General features: G+C 72.9%; 17 protein-coding genes. 11 read left to right on the forward strand and 6 right to left on the reverse strand.

Going from position 1 to position 20,231, the window contains the following annotated elements:
- Positions 1 to 14: 14 nt before the first annotated feature.
- The gene (locus ACF3NS_RS11140; RefSeq protein WP_392466104.1) at positions 15 to 821 is read right to left on the reverse strand and encodes a transglycosylase SLT domain-containing protein; all 807 of its coding nucleotides are present in this window, start codon (positions 819 to 821) and stop codon (positions 15 to 17) included.
- A 175-nt stretch (positions 822 to 996) separates the two neighbouring features.
- Between ACF3NS_RS11140 and ACF3NS_RS11145 the strand changes: the two genes are divergently transcribed.
- Positions 997 to 1,386, forward strand: coding sequence for an Rv2175c family DNA-binding protein (locus ACF3NS_RS11145; protein ID WP_288799996.1), 390 nt, complete (start codon positions 997 to 999; stop codon positions 1,384 to 1,386).
- Between the two features lie 66 nt (positions 1,387 to 1,452).
- Here the strand turns inward: ACF3NS_RS11145 and ACF3NS_RS11150 are convergent, their stop codons facing one another.
- Positions 1,453 to 2,550, reverse strand: coding sequence for a polyprenyl synthetase family protein (locus ACF3NS_RS11150; protein ID WP_154594133.1), 1,098 nt, complete (start codon positions 2,548 to 2,550; stop codon positions 1,453 to 1,455).
- A 113-nt stretch (positions 2,551 to 2,663) separates the two neighbouring features.
- Here ACF3NS_RS11150 and metF point away from each other — a divergent pair, with 113 nt between their 5' ends.
- Complete coding sequence (gene metF, locus ACF3NS_RS11155) at positions 2,664 to 3,575, forward strand: methylenetetrahydrofolate reductase [NAD(P)H] (RefSeq protein ID WP_154594134.1); 912 nt, start codon at positions 2,664 to 2,666, stop codon at positions 3,573 to 3,575.
- Here the strand turns inward: metF and ACF3NS_RS11160 are convergent.
- A complete protein-coding gene (locus ACF3NS_RS11160) occupies positions 3,487 to 4,185 on the reverse strand; it encodes a DUF4126 domain-containing protein (protein WP_392466107.1) in 699 nt (232 codons plus the stop codon). The two genes, metF and ACF3NS_RS11160, sit on opposite strands and share 89 nt — an antisense overlap.
- A gap of 262 nt (positions 4,186 to 4,447) precedes the next feature.
- On the opposite strand from ACF3NS_RS11160, the gene ACF3NS_RS11165 reads away from it, so the two are divergent.
- The 6 genes from ACF3NS_RS11165 (at position 4,448) to ACF3NS_RS11190 (ending at position 11,771) form a co-directional block, all read left to right on the forward strand.
- On the forward strand, positions 4,448 to 4,738 hold the full coding sequence (locus ACF3NS_RS11165; protein WP_154594136.1) for a DUF6504 family protein: 291 nt from the start codon (positions 4,448 to 4,450) through the stop codon (positions 4,736 to 4,738).
- Between the two features lie 76 nt (positions 4,739 to 4,814).
- Positions 4,815 to 5,255 carry an SAV_6107 family HEPN domain-containing protein gene (locus tag ACF3NS_RS11170; RefSeq protein WP_289033852.1) on the forward strand — a complete coding sequence of 147 codons (441 nt, stop codon included), beginning with the start codon at positions 4,815 to 4,817 and terminating at the stop codon, positions 5,253 to 5,255.
- Positions 5,245 to 9,051: a DNA polymerase III subunit alpha gene (locus tag ACF3NS_RS11175; protein WP_288798043.1), complete on the forward strand. Its 3,807-nt coding sequence runs from the start codon at positions 5,245 to 5,247 to the stop codon at positions 9,049 to 9,051. The genes ACF3NS_RS11170 and ACF3NS_RS11175 overlap by 11 nt, the downstream gene beginning before the upstream one ends.
- Before the next feature lie 51 nt (positions 9,052 to 9,102).
- Positions 9,103 to 9,894, forward strand: coding sequence for a methyltransferase domain-containing protein (locus tag ACF3NS_RS11180; protein WP_392466110.1), 792 nt, complete (start codon positions 9,103 to 9,105; stop codon positions 9,892 to 9,894).
- 12 nt (positions 9,895 to 9,906) lie between these two features.
- Entirely contained in the window at positions 9,907 to 11,166 is a 1,260-nt protein-coding gene (gene dinB, locus ACF3NS_RS11185) for a DNA polymerase IV (RefSeq protein ID WP_288798041.1), read from the forward strand.
- Positions 11,167 to 11,276: 110 nt separating this feature from the next.
- Complete coding sequence (locus tag ACF3NS_RS11190) at positions 11,277 to 11,771, forward strand: DUF3040 domain-containing protein (RefSeq protein WP_154594139.1); 495 nt, start codon at positions 11,277 to 11,279, stop codon at positions 11,769 to 11,771.
- A 25-nt stretch (positions 11,772 to 11,796) separates the two neighbouring features.
- On the opposite strand, the gene ACF3NS_RS11195 is transcribed toward ACF3NS_RS11190, so the two are convergent.
- Positions 11,797 to 12,270 (reverse strand): DUF456 domain-containing protein, encoded by a 474-nt coding sequence (locus ACF3NS_RS11195; protein WP_288798040.1) that lies wholly within the window; start codon positions 12,268 to 12,270, stop codon positions 11,797 to 11,799.
- Positions 12,271 to 12,361: 91 nt separating this feature from the next.
- Complete coding sequence (locus ACF3NS_RS11200; protein WP_288798039.1) at positions 12,362 to 12,571, reverse strand: hypothetical protein; 210 nt, start codon at positions 12,569 to 12,571, stop codon at positions 12,362 to 12,364.
- 211 nt (positions 12,572 to 12,782) lie between these two features.
- Here ACF3NS_RS11200 and ACF3NS_RS11205 point away from each other — a divergent pair, with 211 nt between their 5' ends.
- The 3 genes from ACF3NS_RS11205 (at position 12,783) to ACF3NS_RS11215 (ending at position 17,566) form a co-directional block, all read left to right on the forward strand.
- Positions 12,783 to 14,900 carry a type IIA DNA topoisomerase subunit B gene (locus tag ACF3NS_RS11205; RefSeq protein WP_288798038.1) on the forward strand — a complete coding sequence of 706 codons (2,118 nt, stop codon included), beginning with the start codon at positions 12,783 to 12,785 and terminating at the stop codon, positions 14,898 to 14,900.
- 91 nt (positions 14,901 to 14,991) lie between these two features.
- Complete coding sequence (locus tag ACF3NS_RS11210) at positions 14,992 to 16,464, forward strand: APC family permease (protein ID WP_392466114.1); 1,473 nt, start codon at positions 14,992 to 14,994, stop codon at positions 16,462 to 16,464.
- A 127-nt stretch (positions 16,465 to 16,591) separates the two neighbouring features.
- Positions 16,592 to 17,566 carry a sucrase ferredoxin gene (locus ACF3NS_RS11215; protein WP_288798036.1) on the forward strand — a complete coding sequence of 325 codons (975 nt, stop codon included), beginning with the start codon at positions 16,592 to 16,594 and terminating at the stop codon, positions 17,564 to 17,566.
- A gap of 6 nt (positions 17,567 to 17,572) precedes the next feature.
- On the opposite strand, the gene ACF3NS_RS11220 is transcribed toward ACF3NS_RS11215, so the two are convergent.
- Positions 17,573 to 20,212, reverse strand: a complete 2,640-nt coding sequence (locus tag ACF3NS_RS11220; RefSeq protein WP_392466115.1) for a DNA topoisomerase (ATP-hydrolyzing) subunit A — start codon at positions 20,210 to 20,212, stop codon at positions 17,573 to 17,575.
- Positions 20,213 to 20,231: the final 19 nt, after the last annotated feature.

Here is a 20,231-nt window from a genome sequence, read left to right on the forward strand (position 1 = left end):
GAGCCGCCGCGGCCTCACATCCGGGACCGGTGTGCCTTGACCGAGGCGACGTAGCGCCGCGTCTCGCGGTACATCCCGCGCTGCGTCACCGAGGGGAGACCCTGGTAGTAGGCGCCGATCGCGGCGTCCTCGCTCCCGGCGGTCGCCTGCAGCTGCTTGAGGATGACCACGCCGGCCGTCACGTTGTCGCGGGCGTCGCCGAGATCGAGGCGCCGCCCCGCGAGGGCGGAGGCCCATCGGGCGTTGGCGGGCATCACCTGCATCGCGCCGCGGGCGCCGACGTGGGACGTGACGTCCTGGCGCCACCCGGACTCCTGGAGCCCCACGGCGAGGGCGAGGCGGCGGTCGACGCCGTGCTCGGCGGCCACCTGCTCGATGAGGGCGCGGACCTGGGCCTGCTGCGCGGCCCGCGAGGTGGTCGGGGCGGGCCTCGGCGTGGCTGCCGCACGGCGTGCCGCGGTCGGCGGCGCCGGCGCTGCTGCCTGGACGCGCCTGATCGGCGCGCTCGTCGTCGGGGCGGCGGCCTTGGTCGCGGACGCGGCGCCGGGGACGGGGATCACGAGCCGCTGGCCCGGGTGGATGCGTCGTCCCCCGGCGGGAAGGGCGTTGGCCGCGACGACGGCCTGCACCGTGGTGCCGGCACGACGGGCGATGGTGTACGTCGAGTCGCCACGGCGGACGACGTAGTCCCCCGCGGCCACGGTGCCGGCGGCGGGAGAGCTGCCGGTGACGGGGGCGGCGGCCGGCGGGGTGGTCGAGGCGGTGCTGGGGACGACCGCGGCGGCGATCGTGACGGCGGCGATTCCGGCGATGAGGGGCATCGGGGGGTCCTTGCGGTCGGTGGGTCCGGGTCAGGAGGCTGCTCGGGTCGTCCCCTGCCTGCTGGGCGGCGACGGGCCGCGGCACGTTGAACGATCCATCACTCACCAGTGAAGCACGGTCACCCGGATGGCGCACCCGTGCGCGTCGACCTGAGCGCATGGCACCCTAGGGGACGTGAGTCGCTCCGCAGCCCCTGACCAGGTCCTCCTCGCCCGCCTCGACGAGCTCGTTCCCGGATGGGTCACCGTGCCCGACGTGGCCGAGACGTGCGCCGTCCCGCTGTCGACGGTCCGGTCGTGGCTCGCAGAGGGCGAGCTCGCCTCGGTGCGCCGCGGCGAGCGCAGGGTCGTCAGCGTCCCCTCGACCTTCCTGCAGGACGGCGCTCCGCTGCACCTGCTGCGCGGCACGCTCTCGGTGCTGCACGACTCCGGGCTCAGCGACGCCGAGGCGATCGCCTGGCTCCACGAGCCCGACGACACGCTGCGCACCGGCACCCCGGTCGGCGACCTGCGCGCGGGGCACCGCACCGAGATCCGCCGCCGGGCCCAGGAGCTGGCCTTCTGAGGGTGCCCCGGCGCTGCGGGCACCTCCCGGCATACGGCTGAGGACCGGCGGCCGGTCGCGACCCCGTCAGCTGGTGCGGGTCGTGGCGTAGGCCGCGAGCTCGACGAGGACCTGCCGACCCTCGTCGAGCAGGGCTGCGGTGTCGTCGAGCCGCTCCAGGCCCTGCTGCACGAGCCGGTCGATGTCGCGCTCCACGGCGTCGACCGCCCCCGCGGCGAGGATCGTCTCGCACATCCAGGCCACCGTCTCGTCGTCGACGGCGGCGTCGCCGAGATGGCGGGCGAACCTCGCCGCGCGCTCCTCGTCGAGGGCGGCCAGGGTGTGCGCCACGAGGACGGTGTGCTTGCCCTCGCGCAGGTCGTCGCCGGCGGGCTTGCCGGTCGTCACCGGGTCCCCGAAGACGCCGAGCAGGTCGTCGCGCAGCTGGAAGGCCTGCCCCACCGCCAGCCCGAACTCGCCCAGCTTCTTGAGGTCGCCCTGCTTGGCGCCCGCGGCGGCCGCCCCGATGACCAGGGGGTGCTCGATGGAGTACTTCGCGCTCTTGTAGGTGATGACGCGGTGCGCCAGCCGCAGCCGCTGCTCGGTCGTGAGGTGGTCCCAGCCGCGCGCCGCCTCGAGGACGTCCAGGAACTGCCCGCCCATGAGCTGGGTCCGCATCTCGTCGAACACCGGCCGCGCGCCCTGCAGCTCGTGCCGGCTCAGGCCGGAGCCCGCGAACATCGAGTCGGTCCAGGTCAGGCAGAGGTCGCCGGCGAGGATGGCCCCGGCCACCCCGAACCGCTCCGACAGGCCCTCCCACCGCTGCTCCGCGTGGTGCGCGGCGAGCCGACGGTGCGCGGACGGCAGGCCGCGCCGGGTGTCGCTGTCGTCCATGACGTCGTCGTGGATCAGCGCGGCGGCCTGGAAGAGCTCCATGGCGGCGGCCGCCCGCACGATGGCCTCGTTGTCATCGCCCCCGGCGGCGCGGTAGCCCCAGTAGCAGAAGGCGGCGCGCAGCCGCTTGCCCCCGCGGAGCAGGTCCGCGATCGCGTCGACGAGCAGTCGGGTGTCGCGGCCCACGGGCGCGAGCTGGGACGTGCGCAGGGCGATCTCTTCGTCGATCTCGGCCTGGACCCGGTGACGCAGCTGCGCCAGGTCGACGATCTCGGTCCCTGCGGTGGTCATCCCGGCATCCTCCGTCGGTGCGGCCCTGCGGCGCGGTGGGTACGGCGACACGGGGGTGCCCACATGTCGGTGCAGCCCGAGCCTACGCGGTCGGCTCACCTAGAGTCGCGGCCATGGCACCGGGCTCGTCCTTCCTCGCTCCTCGCGACCTCTCCGGCATCTCCATCCCGGACATGCTGCGGGCCGAGGGGACGAGCTTCAGCTTCGAGTTCTTCCCGCCCAAGGACGACGAGTCCGAGCAGGTGCTGTGGGAGGCGGTCCGCCACCTGGAGAAGAAGCGCCCGTCCTTCGTGTCGGTGACCTACGGCGCCGGGGGATCCACCCGCGACCGCACGGTGCGGGTGACCCGGCGCATCGCGGAGGAGACGACCCTGCTGCCCATGGCGCACCTGACCTGCGTCGCCTCCTCGCGGGCCGAGCTGCGCAGCGTCGTCGGGGCGTATGCCGACGCCGGGATCCGCAACGTCATGGTGCTGCGCGGTGACCCCGCGGGCGGCCTCGGCGCCCCCTGGGTGGCCCATCCCGAGGGGCTGGACCACGCCGACCAGCTGGTGGCCCTGGTCCGTGACCTGGGCGGCTTCACGGTGGGGGTGGCGGCGTTCCCCGACAAGCATCCCGAGTCGGCCTCGCTCGAGCAGGACGCCGACGTGCTCGTCGCCAAGCAGCGGGCCGGCGCGGACTTCGCCGTGACGCAGATGGTCTTCGACGTCGACAACTACCTGCGGCTGCGGGACATGGTGACGTCCCGCGGCGGCACCCTCCCGATCATCCCCGGCCTGATGCCCATCACGTCGGCCAGGCAGGTCGCGCGCATGGCGGAGCTGTCGGGATCGGCCCTGCCCGTCGCCGTGACGTCCCGGCTGGAGGCGGTCGGTGACGACGCCGAGGCCGTGCGCGAGGTGGGGGTCGAGATCGCGACCGAGCACGCCGCCCGGCTCATGGCCGAGGGCGCTCCGGGGCTGCACTTCTACACGATGAACCGGTCGACCGCGACGCTCGAGGTCTTTGCCAACCTGGGGCACTGACCTTGGAGGGGTCTGCCCTTCCGGCGCCGGTGCCCCAGTCGTCGTACCTCCGCTTGAGCCGGGCGATGCGGCGCAGCAGCCAGACCACGGCGACGATGCCGGCGAGCAGCAGGACGCCGGCGACGGCCGCGGCGGCCCAGGGGTGCTCGGTGGCCAGGGTCATCACCCCGATGACGGCGACGTCCTCCGCCGAGGAGATCGCGACATTGCTGACCGGCTCCGGCGAGGCGTTGACCCCCGCGCGGATCCCGGCCTTGACGCCGTGGCTCGCCAGGGCGCTGAAGCCACCGGTCGCGGCGGCGAAGGCCTGCTCCAGACCCGACCCCTCGTGCCCGGCCAGGAGGTAGCCGAGGGTCGCTCCCACAGCGGGGCGCACGAAGGTGTGCACGCCGTCCCACACGGAGTCGAGGTAGGGGATCTTGTCGGCGAACATCTCCAGCAGGAACAGCACCGCGGCGGCGACCAGCACGTCCGTGCGGGTCAGCACGTGCGGGACCAGGTCGATCGAGAAGAACCGCCCGGCCAGGCCCATGACGAGCACCACCGCGTAGGCGTTGATGCCGCTCGCCCAGCCGCTGGTGAAGACCATCGGCAGCAGCTCGGTCCCCATGCGTCCTCCTGCATGCTCGGTGCTCGTGATGGCTCGGTGCTCGTGATTGCTCGTGCTCGTGCGTGATGTCGTCGGCGACGCCCCACCGTATCCGGTCCGGGTCCCGCCGGAGGGGGATTCGAGCGTAGTCGGGAAGGACTGACCAGCGCCGATGCGCAAGTGGGTGACAGGGGGGTGGGGTCTGTCGGTGGTCGGCCCTAGAGTTCTCTTCATCGAACACATGTTCGGTCAGGTGGGTCGGTTGTTCGAAGGAGGAGCGGTCATGAGGCGGTGCGAGGACACCATCGAGGTCAGGTACGAGCTCAGGCAGGAGGGCCGGCCGGTGCAGTTCATCTGGCGGGGGCGCCTCTACGACGTGCGCTCGGTCGTCGACCACTGGCGCGAGCGTCGCCCCTGGTGGCGCGAGGTGCCCGACACCCGGTCCATCACCCCCGCCGACCTCGAGGAGGAGGTCTGGCGGGTCGAGGCGGCCCCCGGCCGCTCCGGCTCCCTCGGCGTCTACGACCTGGCGGTGCGCGGCTCGCGCTGGCAGCTCGTCCGGCTCTCCGACTAAGCCCCTTCCCACCTCTGCGGCCGGCCCTCCCGGCCGGCTCTCCCCGACCAGACCGTATGACGAAAGCAGGTGCACGATGACCGCCACGATCGCCACGAGCACGCGGCCGCCGCTGACGACGGCGACGCTCGACCTGCTCGACCGCGCCTACGTCGCCCTCGCCGAGGCGACCTGCGCGGGCACGACCGCCGACCGCTACGTCGCGGCGCACCTGTCGGGCCTGCGCGCCGGCGCGGCGCTGCTCGCCACCAGGGGACCGGTGCCGGGCCGGGGGCGGCCCCGCAGCGTGTGGGAGCTGCTGCCGGCCGCCGCACCCGAGCTGGGGGAGTGGGCCGCGTTCTACGCCGCGTCGGCGAGCCGCCGCGCGGTCGCCGAGCGGGGCGGCCACGTCTCGGCGCGCGAGGCCGACGACCTGGTCCGGGCCTCGGAGACCTTCCTCGCCCTGGTCGAGTCCGCCCTCGGGGCCCCACCGCACGCGCCGCTGCCGTCCCTGCAGGTGGTCACCGGTGGCCGATGACTTCGTCCACCTGCACGTGGCGTCCGGCTGCTCCCTGCGCTACGGCACCACTCCGCCGGCCGACCTGGTCGACCTTGCCGCGGGGCACGGGCAGGGCGCGCTGGCGCTGACCGACCGCGACGGTCTCTACGGCGCCGTGAAGTTCGCCCAGGCCTGCCTGGCCCGGGGCGTCGACCCGATCCTCGGGTCCGACCTCGCGCTGGGCGAGGTCGCCGGGCAGCGCATCCGGCCGGTGGGTCGCACCCCGGTGCGTGGCGGTGCCGTCGTGGACCCGAGGCTGCCCCGGGTCACCGTGCTCGCCCGGGGGCGATCCCGGGTCGAGCAGGGGCGCGGCTGGGCGCGGCTGTGCCGACTGGTGTCGGCGACCCACCTGGCGGGCGAGCGGGGCGAGCCGGTGACGAGCCGCGTGCTGGTGGCCGAGCACGCCGACGCCCTCACGGTGCTGGTCGGACCGGACTCCGACGTGGGCCGAGCGATCCTGCGAGGTCGGTCCGACCAGGCTCGGCAGCTGCTGGAGCGGTGGCGGCACGCGCTGCCCGGGGACGCGCTCGTCGTCGAGGTCGTCCTGCACGAGGGGCCACCGGGATCCGTGGGCAGCCGCCGCCAGGCGGCCGCTCTGCTCGCGCTCGCCGACGAGGTCGGGGTCCCCGCCGTGCTGACCGCCGCCGTGCGCCACGGCCGCCCCGACGACGCGGTGACGGCCGACGTCCTGGACGCCGCCCGCCGCCTGGTCGCCCTGGACACCCGGCACCTCGACCGGGTGACCACGCTCGGCCACCTCGCCTCCACCCCGGACATGCTCGCCCTGGCCCGCCAGGCGTGCGGCGGGGACCGGGCTCGTGCCGACGAGCTGGTGCGCGCCACGCTGCGGGTGGCCGACGACTGCCGGCTCGACGCGCGCCGCGACCTCGGGATCGGGTCCGTGCAGCTGCCCGAGCCCGGCATCCTCGGCATACGGCCCGGGCAGTCCCCCCAGGCCGTCCTGGACGAGCGCTGCCGAGGTGCGCTGCTGACCCGCTATCCCGACGCGGGCGACAGCGAGCGCAGGGCCATCGAGTCCAGGCTCGACGACGAGCTGGGGGTCGTCGCCGGCCTCGGCTACCCGACCTACTTCCTCACCGTCGCGACCGTGTGCGACCTGATCCGCGAGATGGACGGCCGGGTCGCGGCGCGCGGGTCGGGCGCCGGCAGCCTGGTCAACTACCTGCTCGGGATCAGCGGCGTCGACCCGATCCGCCACGACCTGCTGATGGAGCGCTTCTGCTCGCCGCTGCGGGCGCAGCTGCCCGACATCGACATCGACGTGGAGTCCGACCGGCGCACCGCCATCTACGAGCGCATCCTGCAGCGCTTCGGCGGCGACCGGGTGACCTGCGTGTCGATGATGGACACCTATCGGGTGCGCCATGCCGTCCGCGACGTCGGGGGAGCGCTCGGCATGCCCCCGATCGAGGTCGACGCGATCGCCAAGGCCTTTCCCCACATCCGCGCCCGGGACGCCCGCAACGCCATCGCGGACCTGCCCGAGCTGCGGGCCAGCGGCCTGGACGCGCCACGGCTGCAGACCTTCTTCGACCTCGTGGAGCGGGTCGACGGGTTGCCCCGGCACGTCGCCCTGCACCCGTGCGGGGTGGTGCTGTCCAACTCCGGGTTGCTGGACCGCACGCCGGTCGAGGCCAGCTGGCTGGGCTTCCCCATGAGCCACTTCGACAAGGACGACGTCGAGGCCATGGGACTGCTCAAGCTCGACGTCCTCGGCATCCGCATGCAGTCCTCGATGGCGCACGCCGTGGCCGAGGTCGAGCGGGTCGACGGGATCCGCATCGACCTGGACGACCAGGCCCAGGTGCCGCTGGACGACGAGGCGACCTTCCGCCTGATCCGGAGCGCCCACACCCTCGGCTGCTTCCAGATCGAGTCGCCCGGGCAGCGCGAGCTCATCGGCAAGTTCGGGCCGGAGAGCTTCGACGACATCATCATCGACATCTCGCTGTTCCGTCCGGGACCGGTCAAGTCCGACATGATCACCCCCTTCCTGCGGGCCCGTCAGGGCTGGTCGGAGCCGGACCACCTGCACGAGACCCTCGTGCCCGCGTTGCGCGAGACCGCGGGCGTCGTGGTCTTTCACGAGCAGGTGCTCCGCATCGTCGCCGAGACGGCGGGCGTGACGCTCGCCGAGGCGGACGAGGTCCGCCGCGCCATGGGATCCCCTGAAGGTCAGGTCGAGGTCGAGGCCTGGTGGCGCCCGGCAGCGGCGGCACGCGGCTACTCCCCGGACGACGTCGACCGCATCTGGGCCGTCCTCAAGGCCTTCGCGTCGTTCGGCTTCTGCAAGGCGCACGCGGCGGCCTTCGCCCTGCCGACCTACCAGTCCGCGTGGCTCAAGACCCACCACCCGGCGGCCTTCCTCGCCGGGGTGCTCACCCACGACCCGGGGATGTACCCCAAGCGACTGATCCTCGACGATGCCCGCAACCTCGGCATCGCGGTCCTCGGCCTGGACGTCAACGCCTCCGACGACACCTACCGCGTCGAGAAGGTCGCGCCCTGGGAGGAGCCTCCACCGCAGATCCTCGACCAGCAGACCCGCTCCCGGCCCGTCCACCCCGACCTGCCCGACGGGCGGGCCTACGGCATCCGGCTGTCCCTGTCGGACGTCAAGGGCATCAGCGAGGCCGAGGTGCAGCGCCTGGTCGCCGGCCGGCCCTACGTCACGCTGGCCGATGTGTGGAACCGCGCCCAGCCCTCGCGTCCTGTCCTCGAGCGGCTGGTGATGGCCGGGGCGCTCGACTCGCTCTACGGCCTGTCGGGCCACCGGGCGGTCGCCGGGCTCGGCCGTCGCGGCAAGGTCACCCGCCGGGACCTGCTCCTGCACGTGGCCGAGCTCGAGCGCTACAGCCGGGCCACGGCGCGCAGGGCGCCGCGTGGTCGCCGGGGGAGCGCACCCACGGTCCCCGACCGACAGGCCGCCTACCCGCAGCGCGCCGACCTGAGGCTCGCCGCGCCGGACGTGCGCTCCGCCGCTGCGCGCCAGTCCCGGCAGCACGCTCCCGTCGTCCCGGCCGGGCAGCAACCCGTCCAGCTGTCCCTCGACCTCGGGGACGAGCCCACGCTGACCGTGGGCAGCGGTCTGCCCGAGATGACCCAGACCGAGCGGGTGCGCGCCGAGCTCGACGTGCTGGGGCTCGACGCGACCGCGCACGTCCTCGAGCCCTACGCCCCTATGCTGCAGGCCCTGGGCGTCGTGCGGTCCGCGGACCTCCTGGGGTGCCGCAGCCGTGCCGTCGTGCACGTCGCCGGTGTCAAGGTCGCCACCCAGACCCCACCGGTCCGCTCGGGGCGGCGAGTCGTCTTCCTCACGCTCGACGACACGACCGGGCCGGTCGATGCGACCTTCTTCGAGGACGTCCAGGGGCCCTACGCCGCCACCGTCTTCCACTCCTGGATGCTGCTCGTGCGGGGCGAGGTGCGCCGCACCGGTCCCCGGGGGATCTCGCTGCGGGCGACCGGCTGCTGGGAGCTCGGGGCGCTGTGGGAGGCCTGGCTGCAGGACGGGCCGCGGGGCGTGCACGACCTGCTCGCCCGCGTCGACGCCGAGGCCCGGGAGCTCGCCGCCGAGGCCGAGCGGGCCACCGGCACGGCCGGACCCCACCCGCGCCGGGTCCTGCGCCACGCGTCGGGGTTCGAGCAGTCGCCCTATGCCGACATCCGGCCTGCGGGGGGCGACCAGGGCGAGGCCCACCGCACGCCGCCGCGCAAGCTGTGGCACTCCAGCCCGGGCAGCTCGGGGCACTAGGGTGGACGAGACGGCGCGTCCGCGCGCACCCCGCCCCGAAGGAGCCCTCCGATGCCCGACCACGCGGACCGTCCCGCGGCCCGTCGCTCCCGCGGTGCCGGGGTCGAGACCAACCTGCGCACCGCCGCGGTGTGGGAGGCCGTCCAGTCCGTCACGGACGACCTGTCGGCCCAGCTCGACCGTCCGCTGCGGGTCCTCGACCTCGGCGGTGGGACCGGTGGCGTCGCCGTCGCGCTCGGTGGGCTCGGGCACGAGGTCACCGTCGTCGACCCCAGCCCCGACGCCCTGGCCGCCCTCGGCCGTCGCGCCCGCGAGGCCGGCATCGCCGACCGCGTCCGTGGTGTCCAGGGTGACGCCAGCACGCTGCGGGAGGTGCACGAGGTCGGCACGGCAGACCTGGTGTGCTGCCACGGGGTCCTGGAGTTCGTCGACGACCCGAGCGACTCCCTCGCCCAGATCAGTGCCGCCCTCACCCCCCACGGCGTCCTCAGCCTGGTCGTCGCCCAGCGGCTGGCCGTCGTGCTCGCGCGCGCCATCGCGGGGCAGTTCGGGCAGGCCCAGCACGCCCTCACCACGCCCGAGGGCACCTGGGGGGCCGCCGACCCCCTGCCCCGCCGGTTCGACCTGTCCTCCGTCTCGGCCCTCGTCGAGGCCGCGGGCCTGGAGATCATCGACACCCACGGCGTCCGCATCTTCAGCGACCTCGTCCCGTCGGCCCTGGTGGACTCCGAGGCCGACCGGATGGCGCTGCTGGACCTCGAGCGCGCGGCCGCGAGCCACCCAGACTTCGCGATCCTCGCGCAGCTCGGCGCGGCGCTGCACGTCATCGCCGCACGGCACTGAGGCGGGCGCGCCGTGAGCCGGCGACAGTTCCGCCTTGACGACCCAGAGGCACAGCCCGGGGACCTGGACGACACCGGCTGCCACATCCTGCACGTCGACATGGACGCCTTCTACGCCTCCGTCACCCTGCTTGAGCACCCCGACCTCGTCGGCACGCCGGTGATCATCGGTGGGGGCACGCGCGGGGTGGTGCTGTCGGCGACCTACGAGGCGCGACGCTACGGCGTCGCGTCGGCGATGCCGATGGCCCGGGCGCGGCGGCTGTGCCCCCAGGCGACCGTCCTGCGGCCCGACCACCAGCGCTACGCGGAGGTGTCTCGGGGCGTCATGGCCGTGTTCCGTTCGGTCACGCCCCTCGTCGAGCCCCTCTCGGTCGACGAGGCCTTCCTCGACGTTTCGGGATCCCTGCGCACCCACGGTCGCCCCACGCGGATCGCCCACCAGGTCCGCGACGCCGTCACCGACGAGCAGGGCATCACCTGCTCGGTCGGCGTCGCCCCCACCAAGTTCGTCGCCAAGCTCGCCTCCGGCCTCGCCAAGCCCGACGGGCTGCGCGTCGTGCCGGTCGAGGACGTCGTGGCGACGCTGCACCAGCTGCCGGTCGCGGCCCTCTGGGGCGTCGGTGACCGGACCGAGGAGACGCTGCTGCGCCTCGGGCTGCGGTCGGTGGCCGACATCGCCCACACCCCGGTCGCGACCCTGCAGCGTGCCCTCGGCCCGGCCATGGGCGCCTCGCTCCACGAGCTGGCCTGGGGTCGTGACCCGCGCCGCGTCACCCCGGTCCACGTCGACAAGAGCGTGGGCGCCGACGAGACCTTCGGTCACGACATCGACGACCCCGTCGAGATCCACCGCCACCTGCTGGGGCTCGCCGACCGATCCACCGCCCGGCTGCGGTCCCAGGGGATGATGGCGCGCACCGTCTCGATCAAGGTCCGTTTCTCCGACTTCACCACCATCACCCGGGCCAGGACGCTGCGGGAGCACACCGACGTGAGTCAGGACGTCTACCGCACCGCGCGCGACCTGTTCGACGCGCTGGGTCTGCAACGCGCCCGGATCCGCCTCGTCGGGGTGCGGCTCGAGGGGCTCCAGGACGCCGGGCTGGTGCCGCGTCAGGGCCTGCTCGACGAGCGCGAGCACGGCTGGCGGGACGCCGAGCGGGCGGTGGACCGGGCCAGCGCGAGGTTCGGGGCGGGTGCCGTGCGGCCCGCGAGTCTGGTCCGACCTGGGGACGGATCTACCACAACCCCTCGCCGGGATCTATCCTGAAACCATCTTCGTTGAGTCAGACGGAGACCGCCGCGACGATGCTCCTCGTGCCGCCGCGACCCGGTCGCCCACGGACTCACGACCGCACGACCCCGAGGGAGGGGAGCCAGATGCCGCTCTCAGAGCGTGAGCAGGCGCTGCTCGAGCAGATGGAGCAGGCGCTGTATGCCGAGGACCCGCGCTTCGCGGCCCAGCTCGCGAGCGCCAGCTCGGCCCCCGGGCGCCGTCGGCGCTACCTCCTCGGCGCGGTCGGCGTTCTCGCCGGGCTCGGCGTCGTCCTCCTCGGCGTGACGCAGCAGCAGGTGTGGATCGGTGTGCTCGGCTTCCTGATCATGGTGGCGTCCGGGTTCTACGCCCTGGCCACGCCGAGGCGTCGGCTCGGCTCTGTGGGCGGGGACGGCACCGTCCAGCAGCACCAGGGCCGACGCTTCGGCCGTCCCGGTGGGCGGTCGACGGGCGGGCAGGCGGTCGGATCCACCAGGTCGACCCGGGCCGACCGTGCTCCCCGCGTCACGGGACGCGCCCCGCGCACCCAGAGGTCCGGGAGCTTCATGCAGCGCCTGGAGCAGCGCTGGGACGAGCGTCGACAGCGCGGGGAGCTCTGAGCCTCGCCGACCGGCGCCGCAGGCGCTAGGCCCAGACGAGCCCGGCCGCCCAGGACGCGCTGATCAGCAGACCAGTCGAGAGCTCGATGAGCATCGACAGGCCCACCGCCTTGAGCGCGTGCACGGTCGAGGGCCAGGCCGATCCCGTCGAGCCCAGCCGCTGCAGCTCCGACACGAACACCCCGAGCACGAAGCCGCCGACGGCCCCGACGACGGGGATCACGAAGAATCCCACGACGGCCACGAGCACGCCCGCGACCAGAGATCGGGTCGGGACGCCCCCGGTGCGCAGGCGTCGCCCCGGCAGGACGTACTGCAGGGCCAGGCCCGCGGCATACAGCACCGTGACGAGTACGGCGAGCCACCAGGTCTGGGTGACCACCGCCCACACCAGGACGGCACCCCAGACGAGCAGCAGGCCCGGGAGCACGGGGACCACGATCCCCAGGAGCCCGACGACGACACACAGGGCGAGCAGGACGGTCACGGTGGTGGTCACGCCCTCAGCCTAGAGGCAGCACGACGAGACCCCCGCCGTCGCCGGTCGGGGGTCTCGTCTCGCCGTCCTCGCGGACGGTCGGGATGCGCCGTCAGCTGCTCGACGACGTGTGCAGCCGGTCGGTCTGGTCGTCGATGTCAGCAGCCAGGGGGCGCAGGCGGTCCAGGTGCTCGCGCCCGTGGTGGGCGCAGAACAGCAGCTCACCTCCGGACGCGAGGCGGGCTCGGATGTAGGCCTGTGCGCCACAACGGTCGCAGCGGTCGGCTGCGGTCAGTTCGCTCGGTGCCAGTGCAGTGGTCACGATGGGCCTCTCTTTCACGTCAGTGGGGGTCGCTCCCGGACAGCTGTGGGTGCGGCCTCTACGGCGGTGACAACAGTCAAGCACGCGCATTCGTTCCCACCCGCGCATTTCTCGCTGGGCGGAGCGCCCGCGGGCGTCCCACCGCCCCGGCGAGGGCTCCGTGTGGCGAGCCTGCGAGGGGGTGTCGGACCCGGCGGGTACCCTGCCGAGCGTGTCAGACGCCACCACCCCCGCCAGCACGAGCCCCGACACCTACTCGGCGCGCCACCTCCAGGTCCTCGAGGGGCTGGAGGCCGTCCGCAAGCGGCCGGGGATGTACATCGGGTCCACGGACAGCCGCGGCCTGACGCACTGCCTGTGGGAGATCATCGACAACGCCGTGGACGAGGCGCTCGGCGGCCACTGCGGCCACATCGAGGTCGTCCTCGGGCGGGACGGCTCGGTCGTGGTGCGGGACGACGGGCGGGGCATGCCGGTCGACAAGGAGCCCCGGACGGGGCTGTCCGGGGTCGAGGTGATCTTCACCAAGCTGCACGCCGGCGGCAAGTTCGGTGGGGGATCGTATGCCGCGTCCGGCGGCCTGCACGGCGTCGGCGCGAGCGTCGTCAACGCCTTGTCCAGCCGCCTAGACGTCCAGGTGGACCGGGGGGGCAAGACCTACCAGATGAGCTTCCGGCGGGGAGAGCCCGGCACCTTCGAGGACGGCGCGGCCCCGGGCCCCGACAACGCCTTCACGCCGTTCGAGCAGACCTCGGAGCTGCAGGTCGTCGGCAAGACCAGGCGCGGGGTGACGGGGAGCCGGGTGCGCTACTGGGCCGACCACCAGATCTTCGTCAAGAACGCCTCGCTCGACCGCTCCGACCTGGTGGCCCGGGCCCGGCAGACGGCCTTCCTCGTGCCCGGGCTCGCGATCGCCGTGCGCGACGAGCGGGACCTCGACGGCGAGGGCGTCTACGAGGAGACCTTCCAGAACGACGGCGGGATCAGCGAGTTCGCGGAGTTCCTCGCCTCCGACCCGGCCCTGACCGACGTCTGGCGCCTGCAGGGCAGCGGCGAGTTCACCGAGACGGTGCCGCAGCTGGACGCCCGCGGCCACATGGTGAGCACCGAGATGACGCGCGAGTGCACCGTGGACGTCGCGGTGCGCTGGGGGACCGGTTACGAGACGCGGACCGAGGCCTTCGTCAACATCATCCACACCCACAAGGGCGGCACCCACGTCAGCGGCTTCGAGCAGGCCCTCATGAAGGTCTTTCGCAAGCAGCTCGAGGTCAACGCCCGCCGCCTCAAGGTCGGCACGGACAAGGTCGACAAGGACGACATCCTCGCAGGGCTCACGGCGGTCGTGACGGTGCGCCTGGCGGAGCCGCAGTTCGAGGGGCAGACCAAGGAGGTGCTCGGCACCAGCGCGGTGCGCGCGATCGTGGCGCGCGTGGTCGAGCGCGAGCTGACGGCCCTGCTGACCTCCTCCAAGCGGGGGGAGAAGGCCCAGGCCGCCTTGCTGCTGGAGAAGGTCGTCTCCGAGATGAAGTCGCGGATCTCGGCGCGGCAGCACAAGGAGACCCAGCGCCGCAAGAACGCCCTCGAGACCAGCACCCTGCCCAGCAAGCTGGCCGACTGCCGCAGCAGCGACGTCGACCGCTCCGAGCTGTTCATCGTCGAGGGTGACAGCGCGCTCGGCACCGCCAAGCTGGCCCGCGACTCGGACCACCAGGCCCTGCTGCCGATCCGCGGCAAGATCCTCAACGTCCAGAAGGCCTCCGTGGGCGACATGCTCAAGAATGCCGAGTGCGCGGCCATCATCCAGGTCATCGGCGCCGGCAGCGGGCGCAGCTTCGACCTCGACGCCGCGCGCTACGGCAAGGTGATCGTGATGACGGACGCCGACGTCGACGGCGCCCACATCCGGACCCTGCTGCTGACCTTGTTCTTCCGTTACATGCGCCCCCTCGTCGAGGCGGGCCGGGTGTACGCCGCCGTCCCCCCGCTGCACCGGATCGAGGTCGTCGGTGCGGGCTCGCGCAAGAACGAGCTCATCTACACCTACAACGAGCAGCAGATGCGCACCACGGTCCGGCAGCTGGAGCGCAAGGGCCGCCGGATCAAGCAGCCGATGCAGCGCTACAAGGGCCTCGGCGAGATGGACGCCGACCAGCTGGCCGAGACGACGATGGACCCACGCCAGCGCACGCTGCGGCGGGTGACGCTCGCCGACGCCGAGGCGGCCGAGCGCGTCTTCGAGCTCCTCATGGGCAACGAGGTGGCCCCCCGCAAGGACTTCATCGTCGACTCCGCCCATTCCCTCGACGCGGAGCGCATCGACGCCTGAGCCGCCCGACGGTCACGATCTGGGCGCCGATCTGCCCGCGTCGGGCCCTCCGGGGTGGACGAAACCGTCTCCGTCGGTGATCGTCTCAGCCATGAGTGACAACGACACCTCGCCGATGACCGGCACGGCGGAGCCCAGCGCCGGCGACGGCAAGCCCGAGCTGCACCGGGCGATCGGACCCGGCCTCCTGCTGCTGTTCATCGTCGGTGACATCCTCGGCACCGGCGTCTACGCGTTGACGGGCAAGGTGGCCAAGGAGGTCGGCGGCGCGGTCTGGCTGCCGTTCCTGTGCGCCTTCGTCGTCGCGATGCTCACCGCCTTCAGCTATCTCGAGCTGGTGACGAAGTACCCCCGGGCGGGTGGGGCGGCGGTCTACACCCACAAGGCCTTCGGGGTGCACTTCCTCACCTTCCTGGTCTGCTTCACCGTCATGTGCTCGGGCCTGACCTCCGCCTCCAGCGCCGCGCAGGCCTTCGCCGGCAACCTCAACAAGGCGGCGCACCTCGGGTGGCAGTCCGGGGGCACCATGCTCCTGATCGCTGCCCTCGGCTTCATGACCCTCGTGGCCATGATCAACCTGCGCGGCGTGGGCGAGAGCGTCAAGGTCAACGTCGTGCTGACCCTGGTCGAGCTGTCCGGCCTGCTCATCATCATCGCCATCGGCCTGTGGGCGATCATGCAGGGCAAGGGCGACGCCGCGACCCTCACGCAGTTCAACGTCAAGGAGGGCTACAACGTCTTCACGGCGGTGGCCTCCGCGACGGCGCTGGCGTTCTTCGCGATGGTGGGCTTCGAGGACTCGGTCAACATGGCAGAGGAGACCAAGGACCCCGTCAAGACCTTCCCCAAGATGATGCTCATCGGCCTGTCCATCACGGGCGTGATCTACGTCCTCGTGGCCATCGCCTCGGTCACGCTCGTCAAGCCCGCCGACCTCGGAGAGGGGGAGACTCCCCTGCTCAAGGTCGTGCAGGCCGGTGCCCCGGCCTTCCCCATCGCGATCTTCGCGGTCATCACGATGTTTGCCGTGGCGAACTCGGCCCTGATCAACATGCTGATGGCCTCGCGCCTGCTCTACGGCATGGCGCACGAGGGCGTCCTGCCCGTGACCCTCGGCAAGATCCTCCCCAACCGGCGCACCCCCTGGGTGGCCATCCTGTTCACCACCGTCCTGGCCTTCGGCCTGATCTGGTTCGCCGACCTCAAGGCGCTGGGAGGGACGACCTCCTTCCTGCTCCTCGTCGTCTTCACCATCACCAACATCGCCGTCCTCGTGCTCCGCAAGGACCGCGTCGAGCACCGGCACTTCACGGCCCCGACGGTCATCCCCGTGATCGGAGCGGCCCTGTGCGCCTTCCTCGCCTCTCCGCTGTCCAAGCGGGACCCCAAGGACTACCAGGTCGCCGCCGTCCTGCTGGTCGTCGGCGTCGCGCTGTGGATCCTGCACTGGCTGTCCACCAGGTTCATCGGGACCGGTCGCACCAACCGGCCCGAGCGCGTCGAGGAGCTCGGTGCCTACCACGAGGACCTCAACAAGCAGCGCGAGGGCCACCCCTGGACCTGACCGCCGCCGACAACGATGCACACGCTCGGCTACGGCAGCGTCGCCGCTCGTGCTGGCGGGGTGACGACGGCGGGGTCACGACGGCGGGGTCACGACGGTTCGAGGACGCCCGGCATAGGGTGGGCGGGTGACTCCCGAGCGCCCCGACCCCACCGCCAAGCTGCCCGCGACGGCCTGCTCGCTGTCGTGGGAGGGCGCGGGTCACCCGGTGCGGGGCACGGCCGCGATGGCGGACTTCTGGATCGCCCTCGAGCAGCCCGGCCCCTGGGGCCGGGACGCGTTCACCGAGTCCTGGCTCGACCCCGCGCTGGGGGACCGGCTGGAGGGTGCCTGCGCGCGCGCCGGGGGACGGCTCGTGCTCATCCGGTCGATCGCCGACCACCGGAGGCAGGCCGATGGCGCCCCGCGGCAGGTCTACGTCGCCGGCGACCTGCGCGGCGCCTCGGGCGGCCCGTGGCTGCTCGCCGGCGCCATCGTCGACCCGGCCGACCTGCTCGGCCTTGACCTGCCCGCGCTGGTCGACGGGGGGCCGCAGGACGTGCTGCGGGCGCTGCCCGGCCTGCACCGCACCGACGCCGGCATCCTGCTCGTCTGCACCAACGGCAAGCGCGACGTCTGCTGCGCGGTGCGCGGCCGGCCCGTGGTGCTCCAGGGTGCCCGTCACCGGCCGGGTCAGGTGTGGGAGTGCACCCACACCGGTGGGCACCGGTTCGCCCCCACGGGGATCGCGCTGCCTAGCGGCCACACGATCGCCCGGCTGACCGGGGAGCTGGCGGTGCAGGTGGTTGATGCCGAGGCCCGGGGCGAGCTGTGCCTCGCGGCCCTCGACGCCGCCCACGACCGCGGGCGCAGCCACCTAGAGCTGCCCGTGCAGGCCGCCGAGGCCTGGGTCCGCGAGCGCACCCACGAGACCTCGTTGGCGGCTCTGGCCAGCACCGTGGAGCGGGGCGACGAGTGGGACGCTCAGGTGCGCGTCACGCACGAGGACGGGCGGGTGTGGCGGCTGCGGGTCCACAAGGAGCCGACGGGGGAGCGGCTGCACGACTCGTGCGGCAACGACCCGGCCCCCGCCCACCGGTTCCACGTCGACGAGCAGGACTGACCGAGGTCACTGCGTCGAGGTCTGCACCACGTCGTCGAGGCTGTCCGGGTCGTAGTCGTCGCGGTCCACGACCACCCGCTCGCGCGTCGGTCCGGTGTTGGGCGGCAGGTCGAAGAGCCCCTCGCCCTGGGCCGTCCCGGCGGCGTCGGAGGACGTCGGCGAGGAGGAGGCCGCCGCCCCGGCGCTCACGGGTGAGCCCGTGGGCAGCGGACCGCCGATCCCCGCGATGGGGCCCTTGGCGGGCACGCCGGAGCCGTCCCGCTTGCCGGTCGCCTCGGGCAGCGGGACCGCCACGCCGTTGGGCCCGCAGGCCCGGGCGGGCAGGTCACCGACCCAGGCCAGGATCAGCTGGTCCTGCCCGTGCAGGAAGCGCTGGCACCGGACCCCGCCCGTGGCCCGGCCCTTGACGGGGTACTCGCCGAGCGGGGTGACCTTGATCGAGGGGGTCTGCGTGCCCGGGAGCGCTTCGGCAGTCCCTGCCCCGGTCACGACGACCGACTCCGCGGACGGCTCGACCGCGCCGAACCACAGGGCAGAGGCCTTGGCGGAGAGGCGGATTCCCGCCATACCTCCTGCGGTGCGGCCCTGGGGCCGGACCGCCGAGGCGGGGAAGTGCAGCAGCTGCGCGTCCGTCGTCACGAAGCACAGGTGCTCGTCGCCGGTGCGCAGCTCGACCGCGCCGACCACCCGGTCGCCCGGCTTGAGCGAGATCGCCTCCCACTCCCTGCGGTTGCCGGGGTAGTCCGTCGTCACCCGCTTGACTACGCCCTGCGCCGTCCCCAGCGCGAGGCCGCGGGACTGCGGGGCCAGAGACATGAGCGTCAGCGGCACCTCGTCCTTGCCCAGCTCGACATAGGCCGCGAGCGGCGCGCCGCCGGACAGCGAGGGGGCGCCGTTGGTCGGTGGGAGTGTCGGCAGCTCCAGCGCAGACAGCCGGACCACCCGCCCGGTCGAGGTGACCAGGCCGACCTCGCCCCGTGCCGTCGTCGCCACGGCGGCGACCACCGCGTCGTGCTTGGACCGGCCGCCCTCGTTGGACAGGGCGCTGCCGTCGGCCGTGCGGGCCAGCAGCCCGGTGGCGGACATCAGCACGTGGCAGGGGTCGTCGGCCACCTCCAGCGGCGTCGCCGAGGTCGCGGGGGTGCCCGCGGACTCGAGCAGGACCGTGCGGCGCGGGGTGCCGTGCTGCTTGGCGACCTCGCCGAGCTCGGTGGACACGAGCCGCAGCAGCAGACCCTCGTCGGCCAGGAGCTCGCGCAGCTCGGCGATCTCGCGCTGCAGCTCGTCGCGCTCCTTCTCCAGTTCGATGCGGGAGAACTTGGTGAGGCGCCGCAGCTGCAGGTCCAGGATGTAGGTCGCCTGCGCCTCGGAGAGCTCGAACACGTCCATCAGGCGCGCCCGGGCGATCCCCGCGTCGTCAGAGGTGCGGATGACCTGGATGACCTCGTCGATGTCGAGGATCGCGACGAGCAGGCCCTCGACGAGGTGCAGGCGGTCCTCCTTCTTGCCGAGGCGGAACTGCGAGCGGCGGCGCACCACGTCGGTGCGGAAGTCGACGTAGACGCGCAGCAGGTCCTTGAGCCCCAGAGTCTGCGGCTGGCCCTTCACGAGCGCGACGTTGTTGATGCCGAAGGAGTCCTCCATCGGCGTCAGCTTGTAGAGCTGCTCGAGGACCGCGTCCGGGTTGAAGCCGTTCTTGATCTCGATGACGAGGCGCAGCCCGTGCTTGCGGTCGGTGAGGTCCTTGAAGTCGCTGATGCCCTGGAGCTTCTTGGACTGCACGAGGTCCTTGATCTTGTCGCGGACCTTCTCCGGACCGACCAGGTAGGGCAGCTCGGTGACGACGATGCCCTTCTTGCGGGCGGTGATGCTCTCGACGCGGCAGGTGGCGCGGGTCCTGAAGGTGCCGCGGCCCGTGAGGTAGGCGTCACGGATGCCCTCCAGACCGATGATCCGGCCGCCGCAGGGCAGGTCCGGGCCTGGCACGAACTTCATCAGGTCGTCGAGCGAGCAGTCCGGGTGGGCGATGAGGTGGCGCGCAGCGCCGATGACCTCCACCAGGTTGTGCGGCGGCATCTGCGTCGCCATACCGACCGCGATGCCCGAGGCGCCGTTGACGAGGAGGTTGGGGAAGGCCGCCGGCAGGACCCCCGGCTGGGTGAGCTGCTCGTCGTAGTTGGGGACGAAGTCGACGGTGTCCTCGTCAAGACTGCCCAGCATGGCCAGGGCGGCGGGTGCCATCCGGGCCTCGGTGTAGCGGCTCGCGGCCGGTCCGTCGTCGAGGGAGCCGAAGTTGCCGTGCCCGTCGACCAGGGGCAGACGCATGGTGAACGGCTGCGCCTGACGGACGAGGGCGTCGTAGATCGCGGTGTCGCCGTGGGGGTGGTACTTGCCCATGACCTCGCCGACGATGCGGGAGGACTTGACGTGGCCGCGGTCGGGGCGCAGACCCAGCTCGTGCATGCCGTAGAGGATGCGCCGCTGGACGGGCTTGAGGCCGTCGCGGGCGTCCGGCAGCGCGCGGCTGAAGATCACCGAGTAGGAGTACTCCAGGAAGGCCTGCTGCATCTCGTCGGAGACGTCGATGTCGATGATGTTCTCGACGAAGTCGTCGTCCAGGGTGGGAGCGGTGGTGCGGCGCGCCATGCGGGTGCAGTCTCCTTCG

Origin of the sequence: Arsenicicoccus cauae, from assembly GCF_043162025.1 — a bacterium.
Lineage (GTDB): Bacteria > Actinomycetota > Actinomycetes > Actinomycetales > Dermatophilaceae > Arsenicicoccus > Arsenicicoccus cauae.

Coding starts and splice junctions, on each gene's coding strand:
- ACF3NS_RS11140 (WP_392466104.1), bottom strand. CDS start 821: ATGCCCCTCATCGCCGGAATCGCCGCCGTCACGATCGCCGCCGCGGTC.
- ACF3NS_RS11150 (WP_154594133.1), bottom strand. CDS start 2,550: ATGACCACCGCAGGGACCGAGATCGTCGACCTGGCGCAGCTGCGTCAC.
- metF (WP_154594134.1), top strand. CDS start 2,664: ATGGCACCGGGCTCGTCCTTCCTCGCTCCTCGCGACCTCTCCGGCATC.
- ACF3NS_RS11160 (WP_392466107.1), bottom strand. CDS start 4,185: ATGGGGACCGAGCTGCTGCCGATGGTCTTCACCAGCGGCTGGGCGAGC.
- ACF3NS_RS11165 (WP_154594136.1), top strand. CDS start 4,448: ATGAGGCGGTGCGAGGACACCATCGAGGTCAGGTACGAGCTCAGGCAG.
- ACF3NS_RS11170 (WP_289033852.1), top strand. CDS start 4,815: ATGACCGCCACGATCGCCACGAGCACGCGGCCGCCGCTGACGACGGCG.
- ACF3NS_RS11180 (WP_392466110.1), top strand. CDS start 9,103: ATGCCCGACCACGCGGACCGTCCCGCGGCCCGTCGCTCCCGCGGTGCC.
- ACF3NS_RS11190 (WP_154594139.1), top strand. CDS start 11,277: ATGCCGCTCTCAGAGCGTGAGCAGGCGCTGCTCGAGCAGATGGAGCAG.
- ACF3NS_RS11210 (WP_392466114.1), top strand. CDS start 14,992: ATGAGTGACAACGACACCTCGCCGATGACCGGCACGGCGGAGCCCAGC.
- ACF3NS_RS11220 (WP_392466115.1), bottom strand. CDS start 20,212: ATGGCGCGCCGCACCACCGCTCCCACCCTGGACGACGACTTCGTCGAG.